This is a genomic window from Streptomyces sp. URMC 129, from assembly GCF_051386415.1.
Taxonomy (GTDB): Bacteria; Actinomycetota; Actinomycetes; order Streptomycetales; family Streptomycetaceae; genus Streptomyces.
The window spans coordinates 80,586-94,649 of record NZ_JBPQTQ010000003.1; the positions used below are offsets into that span (position 1 = coordinate 80,586).

Here is a 14,064-nt window from a genome sequence, read left to right on the forward strand (position 1 = left end):
TCCGGATCGTGGGGGTACCTCCCGGCCTCCGGAGGAGTCCCCATGGCCGGGGGAACGTCGTGGCCCCGCGAAGATCCGGAAGACAGGCCCTAGACCTGCAGGCGGTCGCGGACGACCGTGGCGATCTCGCCCAGCGCCTCGGCGCGCGGAATCCCGTTCTTCTGCGAGCCGTCGCGGTAGCGGAAGCTGACCGCGCCGTTCGCGACGTCGTCGTCACCGGCGATGACCATGAACGGGATCTTCTGCTTCTGGGCGTTGCGGATCTTCTTCTGCATGCGGTCGGCGGAGGAGTCCACCTCCATGCGCAGCCCCTGGGCCTTCGCCTCGGCGGCGAATTCCTGGAGATAGGGCACGTGCGCGTCCCCGATGGGGATGCCGACCGCCTGCACGGGGGCGAGCCACGGCGGGAAGACGCCCGCGTAGTGCTCCAGCAGCACGGCGAAGAAGCGCTCGATGGAGCCGAACAGCGCCCGGTGGATCATCACCGGCTGCTGCCGGCTGCCGTCCGCCGCGGTGTACTCCAGGGCGAAGCGCTTCGGCTGCTGGAAGTCGACCTGGATCGTGGACATCTGCCAGGTGCGGCCGATGGCGTCCTTGGCCTGGACGGAGATCTTGGGGCCGTAGTACGCGGCGCCGCCCGGGTCCATGACCAGCTCCAGGCCCTGCTTGCCGGCGGCCTGCCGCAGCGCCTCGGTGGCCTCCGCCCACTCCTCCGGCTCACCGATGAACTTCGGGCTGTCGTCGCGGGTGGACAGCTCCAGGTAGAAGTCGCTGAGCCCGTAGTCGCGGAGCAGGTCGAGCACGAAGGTGAGCAGGGTGTCGAGTTCGTCGGGCATCTGCTCCTTGGTGCAGTAGATGTGCGAGTCGTCCTGGGTGAACCCGCGGGTGCGGGTGAGGCCGTGGACGACGCCCGACTTCTCGTACCGGTAGACCGTGCCGAACTCGAAAAGCCGCAACGGCAATTCCCGGTAGGACCGCCCACGCGCCCGGAAAATCAGGTTGTGCATGGGACAGTTCATCGCCTTGAGGTAATAGTCCTGCCCCTCGAACTGGATGGGCGGGAACATCGACTCGTCGTAGTTCGGGAGGTGTCCCGAAACCTCGAAGAGCTTCCTCTTGGTGATGTGCGGGGTGTTGACGAATTCGTATCCGGATTCCTCGTGCCGGCGGCGCGAATAGTCCTCCATGACCTTGCGGACGACGCCGCCCTTGGGGTGGAAGACCGCCAGTCCGGAGCCCAGCTCCTCGGGAATGGAGAACAGGTCGAGCTCGGTGCCCAGCCGCCGGTGGTCGCGCTTCTCGGCCTCGGCGAGGAACTCCAGGTGGGCCTTGAGCTCGTCCCTGGACGGCCAGGCGGTGCCGTAGATCCGCTGGAGCTGCGGGTTCCGCTCGCTGCCCCGCCAGTACGCGGCGGCGGAGCGCATCAGCTTGAACGCGGGAATGAGCCGGGTGCTGGGCAGGTGCGGCCCCCGGCACAGGTCCTTCCAGCACAGCTCGCCGGTCTTGGCGTCGAGGTTGTCGTAGATGGTGAGCTCGCCGGCGCCGACCTCGGCGCCCGCGCCCTCGGCGGACTCCGCCGCGGCGCCCTTGAGCCCGATCAGCTCCAGCTTGTAGGGCTCACCGGCGAGTTCGGCACGGGCCTGTTCGTCGGTCACCACCCGCCGGGCGAACCGCTGCCCCTGCTTCTGGATCTGCTGCATGCGCTTCTCGATGCGCCCGAGGTCCTCCGGGTGGAAGGGCTGGGCGACGTCGAAGTCGTAGTAGAAGCCGTCCTTGATGGGCGGTCCGATGCCGAGCCTGGCCTCGGGGAACAGCTCCTGCACGGCCTGGGCCATGACGTGCGCGGTGGAGTGCCGCAGGATGTCCAGCCCGTCGGGCGAGGAGATGTCCACCGGCTCGATCTCGTCGCCGTCGGCGGGCTCGTAGGCCAGGTCCCTGAGCTGTCCGGCGACGCGGGCGGCGACGACGGACCGTTCGCCCTCGAAGAGCGCGGCGGCCGTCGTGCCGGTGGCCACCACGCGTTCTTCCCGCTCGGAATCGCGCTGGATGATCACACGGACGTCTGACACCGGACTCTCCTGACTCATGGGGTGGTGGCGGGCTGAAGTGCCGTCGCAGTCCGCATGGTACCGACCGCGTGACCGCCGGAGCGAAGGGGTAAACGCGGAAGGCCGGTCCGCTGCGGCGGACCGGCCTTCCCGGGGGGTGGGCGATACTGGGATCGAACCAGTGACCTCTTCGGTGTGAACGAAGCGCTCTCCCGCTGAGCTAATCGCCCGGGGTTCGTGCCCTGCGGCACGGGAAGAACCATACAGGGCGGGTCACCCGTCATCCAAATGAACTCCCAACCAGGCACGGAGCCCTCGCCGTCCCGAACGCATCATCAGGGCGTGGTTGGCGGCGAACACCGGCCGGGCGGGCAGCGAGAGGTGCCGCAGCAGCGGCTTGCGCAGGGCGGTGTCCTGCTCGTAGCGGACGGCGCTGCCGGTCCCGCTCGGCGAGATCGTCCAGCGCACCCAGCCGTCGAGATCGCCGCTCAGCAGCACCTCGATCAGCCCGGCGGCCGGGTCCCGGCGGCCGGCGCGGACACCGACACGGAGGGAGAAGGGGAGAAAGGAACGGAAGCGGGCAAGTCCGGTATCCGGTCCCGTCCGGACGACGTGCCGTATCTCACGCCACCAGCGCGGATAGTCCTCGGGCCGTTCCAGGACGGCATAGACCGCGCCAGGCGGGGCACCTACCCACCAGTCGTCGTTGAATCGGTAACGGCTCCACCGGCCGTCCGTCATGCGTCGCCTCCCGGCTTTGGACATATCACAACTCGTCCATTGGAATGACTTTAAAGGCCACAATTGGGGCAGAGGGGTTTACAACCGGCGAGTACGTGGCATCTGGAATTCGCCGACGTGCGAATCCCCGAGCGCACACTGAGCGAAAGGCCCTGGCGCTTATGAACACCACGGTCAGCTGCGAGCTGCACCTGCGCCTCGTCGTATCGAGCGAGTCCTCACTACCTGTACCCGCGGGGCTGCGGTATGACACGGCGGACCCCTACGCCGTACACGCCACATTTCACACCGGAGCCGAAGAAACCGTCGAATGGGTTTTCGCCCGCGACCTCCTCGCCGAAGGACTGCACCGGCCCACGGGCACCGGCGACGTCCGGGTCTGGCCCTCCCGAAGTCACGGGCAGGGAGTCGTCTGCATCGCCCTCAGCTCCCCCGAGGGGGAGGCCTTGCTCGAGGCCCCGGCCCGGGCCCTCGAATCCTTCCTGAAGCGGACCGACGCCGCCGTGCCGCCCGGCACGGAACACCGTCATTTCGATCTCGATACCGAACTGTCGCACATTCTCGCAGAGAGTTAGAGACCCGCCGGTTCTCCGCGCCGTCTGACTCGGGGCGACGGCGCGGGACCGGCGACGGACACACCACGGCGCCGCCGCGGGGAATTCCCGCGGCGGCGCCGCCGTGTGCCATGAGGCCGCTAGAGTCTGGCCTCATCGTTTTCCGGACCGGACGGGGAGCCCTCCGTGCTGATCAACCACGACACCCGGTGCGCCCTGGACCACACCGTCGACCTGCTGAACACCGTCGTCGGCTCGCGGGACACGCTCACCGACACAGCGGCCCTGCGGGCCTTCGTGGCGGACCACGCGGTGAGCGACGTGCGGCTCGCGGACCTGGCCGAGTCCGACCTGCGGGCGGTGCGGGGGGTGCGCGCGCGGTTCGCCGAGATCTTCGCCGCCCCCTCCGACCGGGCGGCGGCCGAGCTGATCAACGCCCTGGTGGCGGCGGCCGGGACCACCCCGCGGCTGACCGACCACGACGGTCACGACTGGCACGTGCACTACTTCGCGCCCGGCGCCTCGGTCGCCGAGCACCTGGCCGCCGACTGCGGGATGGCCCTGGGCTTCATCCTGGTGGCCGGGGAGCGGGAGCGGCTGCGGCGCTGCGAGGCGCCCGGCTGCGGGCGCGCGTTCGTCGATCTGTCGCGCAACCGGTCGCGGCGCTACTGCTCCAGCCGCACGTGCGGCAACCGGCTGCACGTGGCCGCGTACCGGGCCAGGCAGCGGGAGTCCGAGACGGTCGCGGGCGGCCCTCACAAGAGGAACTGATCGTGCGCGCCCGCGATCAGCAGCAGGGTGCCGATGACGGTCAGGAAGATCAGCAGCGGGGGCTGTGACAGGGCGAACAGGCAGCCCCGGCTCTCGGGTTCGCCGGGTCCCGCCTCCCGCCCCGGGGCCGGCGGCGGATGGTCGGTCGATTCGGGAGTCTGTTCCCGCGGGGTTGGGGCCATGTCGTCGTGATCATGACGCAATCGGACGCCTGTGCGCGCTCAACACGCCTGCCGCGCGCCGGGCGGGTCCGTCCGTTCAGATGCCGTGCTTCTTCAGGATGGCCTCGATGTCCGAGAAGTCGTCCGCCCCGCCGCCGCGCCCGCCGACGGCGGGCAGGGACCGGGCGGCGCCCTTCTCGCGGCGGCGCCCGCCGCCCGCGCCCCGGCCCTCGGCGAGCCGCCCGGCCAGGAACAGCAGGACCGCGCAGCCCAGCACGCCGAAGCCGGCCCAGGCCAGCGGGTTGAAGGTCATGTGCAGCACGAAGCGCACCACGCCCGTCATGGCCAGTCCGACGGGCAGCAGCGAGACGGCCGCGGTCCGCAGCGCCAGGGCGTAGCGGCGGCGGCGCGCGACCAGGAACGCGATCCCCAGGCCGGCGGCGGAGAGCAGGGTGCAGACAGTGCCGATCACCATCGTTCCATCCTGCCGCGCTCCGGGCCGCGGGGCCATGGCCCGGCCGCGGGATCCGGGATTTCTCCGGGTCCGCCCGGCCGGGGCGGGGATGGAAGACTGTGCGGCATGAACGAGACGACCGGTTCCCGCGCCGTACTGGACGTGTGGTGCGACCTCCAGTGCCCCGACTGTCACCGCGCGGAATCCGACCTGCGCGCCCTGCGGGAGCGGTTCGGGCCGGCGCTGGAGATCAGGCGCCGGCACTTCCCGCTCAGCCGCCACCGGCACGCGCTGGCCGCCGCCCAGGCCGCCGAGGAGGCGTATCTCCAGGGCCGGGGCGAGGAGTACTGGACGGCCCTGCTGGCCCGCACCGCCGACCTGGAGGCCCGCGGCACCGAGGTGCTGCTGGAGGTCGCCAGGGAGCTGGGCCTGGACGCCGACGAGGTGGACACCGCGCTGATCGACGGCCGGCACATGCTGATCGTGGACGCCGACCAGGCCGAGGGGGAGGCGCTGGGCGTCACCGGCACCCCGACGTACGTGATCGGCGGGCAGCGGCTGGACGGCGGCAAGAACCAGCAGGGGCTGCGGGAGCGGATCGCCGGGATCGCCGAGTCCCTGCTCGCTCAGCCCAGCGGCTTGTAGAGATGGATCTGGACGGGCCGGTACCCCAGTGAGGCGTAGAGCCGCAGCGCCGGGGTGTTGCCCGCGAACACGTTGAGCCCGAGCAGCCCGCCCCCCGCCGCGTGGCAGACCCGCTCGGCCTCCCGCATCAGCGTCCGGCCGTGGCCGCGACCCCGGTGGTCCGCGGCCACCTCGACGGAGCAGACGTAGGCGTCCTCGCCGTGCCGCATGGGCCCGGGCGCCACGGTGACCCACACGGTGCCGACGTCCGCGCCCTCGTGCGCCAGGACGCGCAGCACGGCGCCCCGGGTGGCGGGTCCGTCGGGGAGCAGGGTCGCGTAGCCGCGGTCCGCCCTGGCGCGGGCGGCGGCCGGGTCCAGGCCCCGGTCGGTCCAGTTCCGGGCGTACGCCGTCCGCTCGGCCGTCAGCCAGGCCGGGTACTCGGCGTCCGTCAGGTCGCGGAAGGCGCCGCCGGGCGGGGCCGGGGGCGGCGGGCCGGTGACGGGTTTGACCAGGTTGCGGTTGCGCTCGGTGTAGCCGAGCACCCGGGCGAGGGCCAGGGCCGCCCCGGCGTCGGCGGGCACGGCGGCCGTGGCCTCGCGGCAGCCCCAGGCCCGCAGGGCCTCCTCGGCGGCCAGCACGGCGACCGTGGCGCGGCCCCGGCGGCGGTCCGCCCCGGCCACCACCAGGTCCTCGATGCGCCCGGCGTGGCCGTCGTCGGTGACGAGCCGCAGGGAGCCGGCGCGGCGGCCGTTGACGCGGATGTCGAACGCCCGGGACCGGCCGCCGTCGGCGGCGCGCTCCTCGGGCCCGGCGGGTCGCAGTGTCGTGGTCATCGCCGGATGTCTACCCGCCGCCGCCGTCCCGCGTCACCCCGGGGCTCGCGGGTCCGCCGGCCGCCGATGGCGCGCTCAGGGGTCGATGTCGGCGGCCGAGCGCTCCCGGAAGACGCGGATCGCCTTGGCGGTCACCGGGCCGGGCGCGCCGGGCAGCGTGCGGCCGTCGACCCGCCGCACGGCCTGCACGTCGCGGAGGCTGGAGGTGAGGAAGATCTCCTCGGCGCGCTCCAGGCAGTCCATGGGCAGGTCGGTCTCGGCGGCGCCGACCCATTCGAGGACCAGGGCGCGGGTGATGCCGGCCAGACAGCCGGAGGCCAGGGGCGGGGTGCGCAGCTCGCCGTCGAGGACGACGAAGACGTTGCTGCCCGTGCCCTCGCAGAGCAGGCCGGCGGTGTTGGCGAAGAGCGCCTCGGAGGCCGCCTCCTGGCGGGCGCGGGCCAGCGCGATGACGTTCTCGGCGTAGGAGGTGGTCTTCAGCCCGGTGAGGGCGCCGCGTTCGTTCCGGGTCCAGGGGACGGTGACGACGGCGGTGCTCTCGGGGGCGCGGGTGGCCGGGGCGTGCGCGACGAGCAGCGTGGGCGCGGCGTCGCCGCGGTCGGAGCCGAGCGGCGCGGGGCCGCCGGTGTACGTGACGCGCAGCCGGCCGAACGGCAGCGGGGTGGCGGCGAGCACCGCGTGACAGGCGCGCCGCACCTCGTCGCGGTCGGGCTCGGGCAGGCCGAGACCGGCGGCGGAGGCGGCGAGGCGGTCCAGGTGGCGGCGGACGGCGAAGGCGCGGCCGTTCTCGGTCTTCAGCGTCTCGAACACGCCGTCCCCGACCGTGAGTCCGTGATCGAAGACGGAGACCCGCGCGCTGTCGGCGTCGCGCAGCTCACCGTTCAGCCAGATCAGCGCCATGGTGACTCCTTCCCCTCTCGCCCCCGTCGCTCCGGTGGCCTCCCGTAGACGCTACCCCGACCAGCCGGGACGCCTTCAGCTCGGTCTCGGCCCACTCCCCCGCCGGGTCGGAGTCCCAGGTGACGCCCGCGCCGGTGCCGAAGCGCAGCAGCGGGGCGGCCCCGGCGGCCCGGTCGATCCAGAACGTGCGGATGCCGACGGCGAGTTCGCCCACGCCGCGGTCGGCGTCGACCCAGCCGACGGCGCCGCAGTACGGGCCCCTCGGCGCGGTCTCCAGCGCGTCGATGATCCGCAGCGCGCTGGACTTGGGGGCGCCGGTCACCGAGCCGGGCGGGAAGGCGGCGTCCATCAGATCGGGCCAGCCGGCGCCGGGGCGCAGCTCGCCGCGGACGGTGGAGACCAGGTGGACCAGGCCGGGGTAACGCTCGGCGACGCACAGGCCGGGCACGGTGACCGAGCCGGGGACGCAGACGCGGCCGAGGTCGTTGCGGACCAGGTCGACGATCATCACGTTCTCGGTGTAGTCCTTCGCCAGCAGGTCGGCGGCGCTGCGGCCGGTGCCCTTGATCGGGCCGGACTCGACCGTGCGGCCCCGGCGGCGCAGGAACAGCTCCGGGGAGGCCGTGGCGATCTCCACGCCGTGGGCGGGGAGCCGGACGGTGCCCGCGAACGCCGCCGGGTGGGCGCGGGCCAGCAGCGTGCTCAGGGCGTCGATGTCGGCGCCCGCGCCGGGCAGCGGCGCGGAGAGCACGCGGCACAGGTTCACCTGGTAGACGTCGCCGGCCGCGATGTGCTCGCGCACCCGCCGCACGCCCGCCGTGTAGGCGGCCCGGTCCAGGGAGCTGGTCCAGGCGCCGGGGCGGGGGCCGTGCCAGCGCCCCGGGGCGGCGGTGGGCGGCGGGGCGGGCCGGACGTCGCCGAACCGGGCGCACACCAGGCGCCCCTCGAAGTCCGCGGCCACCGCCCACCAGCCCGTGGAGTCGAGCGCCGCCGGGTCGCCGGTGACGTCGCGGAGGCCGGTGGCGAGGAATCCGCCGAGCCGGGCGAGGGGAGCCACGTCGTGCATGTGTGCGAGTCTAGGCGGCGGTCAGGGGATACGAAGTTTGAGCTGGCCCGCGAATCCGCTAAGGTTCATGACGTCGCCGGAGCGCGCAAGTGGCTACGGGGACAACGATTGCGGACGTAGCTCAGCTGGTAGAGCACCACCTTGCCAAGGTGGGGGTCGCGAGTTCGAATCTCGTCGTCCGCTCGAAGGGGGCCCGTCCCCCATCCGGTGGAGTGGCCGAGAGGCGAGGCAACGGCCTGCAAAGCCGTCTACACGGGTTCAAATCCCGTCTCCACCTCGGACGATTAGCTCAGCGGGAGAGCGCTTCCCTGACACGGAAGAGGTCACTGGTTCAATCCCAGTATCGTCCACTGGATCCGCGAGGATCCTCCGCGCGATTAGCTCAGCGGGAGAGCGCTTCCCTGACACGGAAGAGGTCACTGGTTCAATCCCAGTATCGCGCACCGGGCCCATAGCCGTCCGCCTCACCCCCGTCCCCACGGGGCTGTCAGCCGGTGTCCCCGACCCGGGCCGCTCTCCCGGGCCCGGGGCGCCGCTCAGCGCCCCAGCATGCCGGCCACGGACGACGCCTGTGTCATGACGGCCTCGACGCCGCCGATGACGATCGCGAGGGCGATGGCCAGCGGCAGCACCATCGCCGTCGCCACCAGTGGGTGGCGCCGGTCGGTGCGGCCGGTGCGCGGGCGTATCGCCGTGCGTGCCATCTCTCCCCTCCCGACCTCGTGTTGGCAGCGGCGGGCGGGTGACCTCGGGGGACGAGTGCTGCGCCCGCCGCTTGACCTCAACAGTAGGTCCGGGGGCCACCCGCCGCGTCAACCCGGCGTACTGACCTGGGGGCCTCCCCCAGGATGAGACGGCCCATGATCGACTACTCCCCAGGGTGGACATCACCGCCGGGAAGCCGGGGGTTTCCCCCAGGGAACGTCCGCCGCCTGCGAAGACGCCGGTGCGCGCGGCTTTTCGGTGCTCGGGCCGCGCAGTCCGTAAGCTGTGGCTCATCACAAGCACCGGGCAGCGAGGTGGACATGGCGATGATGCGGCTCCGGCGCGAGGACCCGCGAGTCGTCGGCGCGTTCCGGCTCCACCGGCGCCTGGGCGCCGGCGGGATGGGAGTCGTGTATCTCGGCTCGGACCGGCGCGGCCAGCGGGTCGCGCTGAAGGTCATCCGGCCCGATCTGGCGGAGGACCAGGAGTTCCGTTCGCGGTTCGCCCGTGAGGTCTCCGCCGCGCGGCGGATCCGGGGCGGCTGCACGGCCCGGCTGGTGGCCGCCGATCTGGACGCCGCCCGGCCGTGGTTCGCCACCCAGTACGTGCCGGGCCCCTCGCTGCACGACAAGGTGCTGGAGCAGGGGCCGCTGTCCGCCGCCGAGACGGCCGCCATCGGCGCGGCCCTGGCCGAGGGCCTGGTCGCCGTCCACGAGGCGGGCGTCGTGCACCGCGACCTGAAGCCGTCGAACATCCTGCTGTCGCCCAAGGGGCCCCGGATCATCGACTTCGGCATCGCCTGGGCGACCGGCGCGAGCACCCTGACGCACGTCGGGACCGCGGTGGGCTCGCCCGGCTTCCTCGCCCCCGAGCAGGTGCGGGGGCAGCCGGTCACCCCGGCCACCGACGTCTTCTCGCTCGGCGCGACGCTGGCCTACGCGGCGCTCGGAGACTCGCCGTTCGGGCAGGGCAGTTCCGAGGTGATGCTCTACCGCGTGGTGCACGAGGAGCCGCATCTGCACGGCGTCCCGGCCGCGTTGGCGCCGCTGCTGCGCTCCTGCCTGGCCAAGTCGCCCGAGGAGCGGCCCACGACGCTGCAGCTCTCGCTGCGGCTCAAGGAGATCGCGGGCCGGGAGGCGCGCGGGGTGGGGCAGTCCGCGCCGCGCCAGCGGCCGGCCCCGGCGCCGCGGGCCCCCGCGCCCCGGCGGCCGGAGGGCACCGCGTCCCAGGCGGCCCGGCGCCCGCGGCCCGCTCGGCGCCGGGGCGTCGACCGGCGGCTGCTGCGGCAGCGGCTCGTGGTGTTCGTCACGGTGACGCTGCTGGTGGCGCTGGGCATCGCCGCGGCGCAGGGGTGCCAGGGGCCGCTGTAGCGGCGGCGATGGCTCAGCCCCCGGCGACCGCGTAGAACGCGACGGCAGCGGCGGCGGCCACGTTGAGCGAGTCCACCCCGTGGGCCATCGGGATCCTGACCCGGGCGTCGGCGGCGGCGAGGGCGCGGGCGGTCAGGCCCTCTCCCTCGGTGCCCAGCATCAGCGCGGCCTTGTCGTCCCCCAGCTCCCGGACCGCGGTGCCGATGTCGGTGGCGCCCGGGTCCGGGGTGAGGGCCAGCAGCCGGAAGCCCGCCTCCCGCACGTCCGCCAGCACCCGCGGCCACGGGCTCAGGCGGGCGTAGGGCAGCGAGAACACCGTGCCCATCGACACCTTCACCGAGCGGCGGTACAGCGGGTCCGCGCAGTCCGGGGAGAGCAGCACGGCGTCCATGCCCAGCGCGGCGGCGCCCCGGAAGACCGCGCCGAGGTTGGTGTGGTCGTTGACCGCCTCCAGGACCGCCAGCCGCCGGGAGGCGGCCAGCAGCCCGGCGGCGGACGGCAACGGCGTGCGCTGCATCGCGGCCAGCGCGCCCCGGTGCACGTGGTAGCCGGTGACCTGCTCGGCCACCTCGGGGCTGACCAGGTACACCGGCGCGCCGGCCGACGCCACGACGTCCCGCATGGCGTCGGCCCAGCGGGGGGTGAGGAGCATGGAGCGCATCGGGTAACCGGCGCGCAGGGCGCGGCGGATGACCTTCTCGCCCTCGGCCATGAACAGGCCCTCGGCCGGCTCGCGGCGCCGCCGCAGGGCGACGTCGGTGAGCGCGGTGTAGTCGGTGAGCCTGGGGTCGCCGGGGTCGGTGACCGGGACGGGAGCCGTCACGCCACCGTCACCACGTCGCCGACGACGACGATGGCCGGTGGCCGGACGCCCTCCTCCGTGATGCGCCGGGCCACGGTCTCCAGCGTGGCGTCGACGCGGCGCTGGGCGGCCGTGGTGCCCTCCTGGACGACGGCGACCGGGGTGGTGGCGGGGCGGCCGTGCCGGATCAGGGTCTCGGCGATGGCGCCCATCCGCTCCACCGCCATGAGCAGCACCAGGGTGCCGCGCAGGGCGGCCAGCGCCTCCCAGTCCACCAGGGAGCGCGGGTCGTCGGGCGCGACGTGGCCGCTGACGACGGTGAACTCGTGGGCCACGCCCCGGTGGGTGACCGGGATGCCGACGGCGGCGGGGACGGAGACGGCGCTGGTGACGCCGGGGACCACGGTCACCGGGATGCCGGCCTCGGCCAGCGCCTGGGCCTCCTCCTTGCCGCGGCCGAAGACGAACGGGTCGCCGCCCTTGAGCCTGACCACCGACTTGCCGGCCTTGGCGTGCTCGATGAGGGCGTTGTTGATGGCCTCCTGGGCCATGGCGCGGCCGTAGGGGATCTTGGCGGCGTCGATGACCTCGACGTGCGGGGGCAGTTCGTCCAGCAGGTCGCGGGGGCCGAGGCGGTCGGCGATCACCACGTCGGCCTCGGCGAGCAGGCGGCGACCGCGCACGGTGATCAGGTCCGGGTCGCCGGGGCCGCCGCCGACCAGCGCGACGCCGGGGGTGCGCAGGCGGTGCCGGGGCGCGGTGAGGGTGCCGTCGCGCAGGCCCTCGACCACGGCGTCCCGGACGGCGGCGGAGCGGCGCGGGTCGCGGCCGGTGAGCACGGCGACGGTCACGCCCTCGCTGCGCCCGGTGGCCGGGGTCCAGGCGGTGGCCGCGTCGGCGTCGTCGCTGCGGACGCACCAGACGCGGCGCTCCTCGGCCTCGGCGGAGGCGGCGGCGTTGACCTCGGGGTCGTCGGTGGCGATCAGGGCGTACCAGGCGTCCGTTATGTCGCCGTGTCGGTATCCCCGTGGCTCCCAGCGCAGTTCGCCCGCCTCGGCCATGGCCTGGACGGAGGGGGTGACCGAGGGGGCGATCAGCAGGACGTCGGCGCCCGCGGCGAGCAGCGCGGGCAGCCGGCGCTGGGCGACGGTGCCGCCGCCGAGGACGACGACACGGCGGCCGGTCAGGCGCAGGCCGACGGGGTAGGCGGGTTGTTCTGGCATCGGTGGTGCGGGCTCCTCGACGCTTCACGGACGGGCAGGGGGCCCTTCACCTTAGTTCTTGTCCGTCACCCCGGCCGAGTCGAAGGTGGCGACCTCGCGCATCGCGCGGGCGGCGCTCTGCACGACGGGGAGGGCGAGCAGCGCTCCGGTGCCCTCGCCGAGGCGCAGGTCGAGGTCGACCAGCGGGCGCAGGCCGAGCGCGGTGAGGGCGGCCTGGTGACCGGGCTCGGCGCTGCGGTGTCCGGCGATGCAGACGGCGACGGCCTCGGGCGCGATGGCGCGGGCCGCCAGGGCGGCGGCACCGGCGCTGACGCCGTCGAGGATCACGGGCACGCGCAGCGAGGCGCCGCCCAGGATCAGCCCGGCGAGGGCCGCGTGCTCCAGGCCGCCGACGGCGGCGAGCACGCCGATGGGGTCGCCGGGGTCGGGCTGGTGCCGCTGCAGCGCGCGGCGGACCACGTCGACCTTCCTGGCGTGCGTCTCGTCGTCGATGCCGGTGCCGCGCCCGGTGACCTCGGCGGGCTCGGCGTCGGCGAAGACGGCGATCAGCGCGGCGGAGACGGTGGTGTTGGCGATGCCCATCTCGCCGGTGAGCAGCGCCCGGTTCCCGGCGGCGACGAGGTCGCGGGCGGTTTCGATGCCCACCTCGACGGCGCGCATGGCCTCGTCGCGGGTCATCGCGGGCCCGGCGGTGAAGTCGTCGGTGCCGGGCCTGACCTTGCGCGGCAGCAGGCCCGGCGTGCCGGGCAGTTCGCCCCGGATGCCGACGTCGACGACGCAGACCTCGGCGCCGACCTGGGTGGCGAACGCGTTGCAGACCGCTCCCCCGCCCAGGAAGTTGGCCACCATCTGCCCGGTGACCTCCTGCGGCCAAGGGGTGACGCCCTGGGCGTGGACGCCGTGGTCGCCGGCGAAGATCGCGACGGCGGCGGGCTCGGGCACGGGCGGCGGGCAGCACCGCGACAGGCCGCAGAGCTGGGCGGAGATGACCTCCAGGGCGCCGAGGGCGCCGGCCGGCTTGGTCATCCGCTTCTGCCGTTCCCACGCCTCGCCGAGGGCCTGGGCGTCCAGCGGGCGGATCTCGGCGAGGGTCTCGCTGAGCAGGTCGTGCGGCCCGGCGCCGGGCAGGGCGCGGCGGCCGTACGCCTCCTCGTGCACCACCCAGGACAGCGGGCGGCGGCGGGACCAGCCGTTGCGGGACAGTTCGGGCTCGCCGGGGAACTCGTCCACGTAGCCGACGCACAGGTAGGCGACGACCTCCAGGTGGTCGGGGAGGTCGAGGGCGCGGGCGAGCTGGCGCTCGTCGAAGAAGCTGACCCAGCCGACGCCGAGGCCCTCGGCGCGGGCGGCGAGCCACAGGTTCTCCACGGCGAGGGCGGACGAGTAGGGCGCCATCTGGGGCTGGGTGTGACGGCCGAGGGTGTGCCGGCCGCCGCGTGTGGGGTCGGCGGTGACCACGATGTTGACCGGGGTCTCCAGGATGGCCTCGACCTTCAGCTCCTTGAACTGCTTGGCACGGGCCTTGGGCAGGGACTTGGCGTACGCCTCGCGCTGCTGGGCCGCCAGCTCGTGGACCATGCGGCGGGTCTCGGCGGAGCGGATGAGCACGAAGTCCCAGGGCTGGGAGAGGCCGACGCTGGGCGCGGTGTGGGCCGCCTCCAGGACGCGGAGCAGCACGTCGTGCGGGATGGGGTCGGAGCGGAAGCCGTTGCGGATGTCGCGGCGTTCGCGCATCAGCCGGTGCACGGTCTCGCGTTCGGTGTCCGGGTAGCCGGGCGCCGGGGGGCGGGGGGCTCCGGCCGCGGGGAC

15 protein-coding genes and 5 tRNA genes are annotated in these 14,064 nt (G+C 73.8%); 8 read left to right on the forward strand and 12 right to left on the reverse strand.

Annotated elements, in window-relative coordinates:
- Nucleotides 1-89: 89 nt before the first annotated feature.
- From thrS to ACSNOC_RS01540, 3 genes are all read right to left on the reverse strand, one after another.
- A complete protein-coding gene (thrS, locus tag ACSNOC_RS01530) occupies nt 90-2,069 on the reverse strand; it encodes a threonine--tRNA ligase (RefSeq protein WP_436745343.1) in 1,980 nt (659 codons plus the stop codon).
- Nucleotides 2,070-2,206: 137 nt separating this feature from the next.
- Nucleotides 2,207-2,278, reverse strand: a tRNA-Val gene (locus ACSNOC_RS01535).
- A gap of 43 nt (nt 2,279-2,321) precedes the next feature.
- Nucleotides 2,322-2,789 carry an SRPBCC family protein gene (locus ACSNOC_RS01540; protein WP_436745344.1) on the reverse strand — a complete coding sequence of 156 codons (468 nt, stop codon included), beginning with the start codon at nt 2,787-2,789 and terminating at the stop codon, nt 2,322-2,324.
- Between the two features lie 161 nt (nt 2,790-2,950).
- Between ACSNOC_RS01540 and ACSNOC_RS01545 the strand changes: the two genes are divergently transcribed.
- Together ACSNOC_RS01545 and ACSNOC_RS01550 are read left to right on the forward strand one after the other, a co-directional pair.
- Complete coding sequence (locus ACSNOC_RS01545) at nt 2,951-3,364, forward strand: SsgA family sporulation/cell division regulator (RefSeq protein WP_003959770.1); 414 nt, start codon at nt 2,951-2,953, stop codon at nt 3,362-3,364.
- 165 nt (nt 3,365-3,529) lie between these two features.
- Entirely contained in the window at nt 3,530-4,114 is a 585-nt protein-coding gene (locus ACSNOC_RS01550; RefSeq protein ID WP_436745345.1) for a CGNR zinc finger domain-containing protein, read from the forward strand.
- Here ACSNOC_RS01550 and ACSNOC_RS01555 read toward each other — a convergent pair.
- Together ACSNOC_RS01555 and ACSNOC_RS01560 are read right to left on the reverse strand one after the other, a co-directional pair.
- Complete coding sequence (locus ACSNOC_RS01555; protein WP_436745346.1) at nt 4,099-4,296, reverse strand: hypothetical protein; 198 nt, start codon at nt 4,294-4,296, stop codon at nt 4,099-4,101. The genes ACSNOC_RS01550 and ACSNOC_RS01555 overlap by 16 nt on opposite strands.
- 76 nt (nt 4,297-4,372) lie before the next feature.
- On the reverse strand, nt 4,373-4,750 hold the full coding sequence (locus ACSNOC_RS01560) for a hypothetical protein (protein WP_436745347.1): 378 nt from the start codon (nt 4,748-4,750) through the stop codon (nt 4,373-4,375).
- Between the two features lie 105 nt (nt 4,751-4,855).
- Between ACSNOC_RS01560 and ACSNOC_RS01565 the strand changes: the two genes are divergently transcribed.
- On the forward strand, nt 4,856-5,374 hold the full coding sequence (locus ACSNOC_RS01565; RefSeq protein WP_436745348.1) for a DsbA family protein: 519 nt from the start codon (nt 4,856-4,858) through the stop codon (nt 5,372-5,374).
- Here the strand turns inward: ACSNOC_RS01565 and ACSNOC_RS01570 are convergent.
- The 3 genes from ACSNOC_RS01570 to ACSNOC_RS01580 form a co-directional block, all read right to left on the reverse strand.
- Nucleotides 5,356-6,189 (reverse strand): GNAT family N-acetyltransferase, encoded by an 834-nt coding sequence (locus ACSNOC_RS01570; RefSeq protein WP_436745349.1) that lies wholly within the window; start codon nt 6,187-6,189, stop codon nt 5,356-5,358. The two genes, ACSNOC_RS01565 and ACSNOC_RS01570, sit on opposite strands and share 19 nt — an antisense overlap.
- Nucleotides 6,190-6,264: 75 nt before the next feature.
- A complete protein-coding gene (locus ACSNOC_RS01575) occupies nt 6,265-7,089 on the reverse strand; it encodes an aminotransferase class IV (RefSeq protein ID WP_436745350.1) in 825 nt (274 codons plus the stop codon).
- Complete coding sequence (locus ACSNOC_RS01580; RefSeq protein WP_436745351.1) at nt 7,064-8,155, reverse strand: chorismate-binding protein; 1,092 nt, start codon at nt 8,153-8,155, stop codon at nt 7,064-7,066. The genes ACSNOC_RS01575 and ACSNOC_RS01580 overlap by 26 nt, the downstream gene beginning before the upstream one ends.
- A 110-nt stretch (nt 8,156-8,265) precedes the next feature.
- On the opposite strand from ACSNOC_RS01580, the gene ACSNOC_RS01585 reads away from it, so the two are divergent.
- The 4 genes from ACSNOC_RS01585 to ACSNOC_RS01600 all read left to right on the forward strand — a co-directional run bounded on the left by ACSNOC_RS01585 (nt 8,266) and on the right by ACSNOC_RS01600 (nt 8,598).
- Nucleotides 8,266-8,338, forward strand: a tRNA-Gly gene (locus ACSNOC_RS01585).
- Nucleotides 8,339-8,361: 23 nt separating this feature from the next.
- Nucleotides 8,362-8,432 (forward strand) — tRNA-Cys (locus ACSNOC_RS01590).
- A gap of 1 nt (nt 8,433) precedes the next feature.
- Nucleotides 8,434-8,505: transfer RNA gene (locus ACSNOC_RS01595), tRNA-Val, on the forward strand.
- Nucleotides 8,506-8,526: 21 nt separating this feature from the next.
- A tRNA-Val gene (locus tag ACSNOC_RS01600) sits at nt 8,527-8,598 on the forward strand.
- A 93-nt stretch (nt 8,599-8,691) separates the two neighbouring features.
- Here ACSNOC_RS01600 and ACSNOC_RS01605 read toward each other — a convergent pair.
- The gene (locus tag ACSNOC_RS01605; protein ID WP_436745352.1) at nt 8,692-8,859 is read right to left on the reverse strand and encodes a hypothetical protein; all 168 of its coding nucleotides are present in this window, start codon (nt 8,857-8,859) and stop codon (nt 8,692-8,694) included.
- A gap of 321 nt (nt 8,860-9,180) precedes the next feature.
- Between ACSNOC_RS01605 and ACSNOC_RS01610 the strand changes: the two genes are divergently transcribed.
- A complete protein-coding gene (locus tag ACSNOC_RS01610; RefSeq protein ID WP_436745353.1) occupies nt 9,181-10,230 on the forward strand; it encodes a serine/threonine-protein kinase in 1,050 nt (349 codons plus the stop codon).
- Between the two features lie 13 nt (nt 10,231-10,243).
- Here the strand turns inward: ACSNOC_RS01610 and ACSNOC_RS01615 are convergent, their stop codons facing one another.
- The 3 genes from ACSNOC_RS01615 to cobT form a co-directional block, all read right to left on the reverse strand.
- Nucleotides 10,244-11,053 carry a TrmH family RNA methyltransferase gene (locus ACSNOC_RS01615; RefSeq protein ID WP_436745354.1) on the reverse strand — a complete coding sequence of 270 codons (810 nt, stop codon included), beginning with the start codon at nt 11,051-11,053 and terminating at the stop codon, nt 10,244-10,246.
- Nucleotides 11,050-12,255: a uroporphyrinogen-III C-methyltransferase gene (gene cobA, locus ACSNOC_RS01620; protein ID WP_436745355.1), complete on the reverse strand. Its 1,206-nt coding sequence runs from the start codon at nt 12,253-12,255 to the stop codon at nt 11,050-11,052. Before cobA ends, ACSNOC_RS01615 begins: the two co-directional genes overlap by 4 nt.
- A gap of 51 nt (nt 12,256-12,306) precedes the next feature.
- Nucleotides 12,307-14,064: nicotinate-nucleotide--dimethylbenzimidazole phosphoribosyltransferase (gene cobT, locus ACSNOC_RS01625; RefSeq protein WP_436745356.1), on the reverse strand; the 1,758-nt coding region annotated here is incomplete at its 5' end.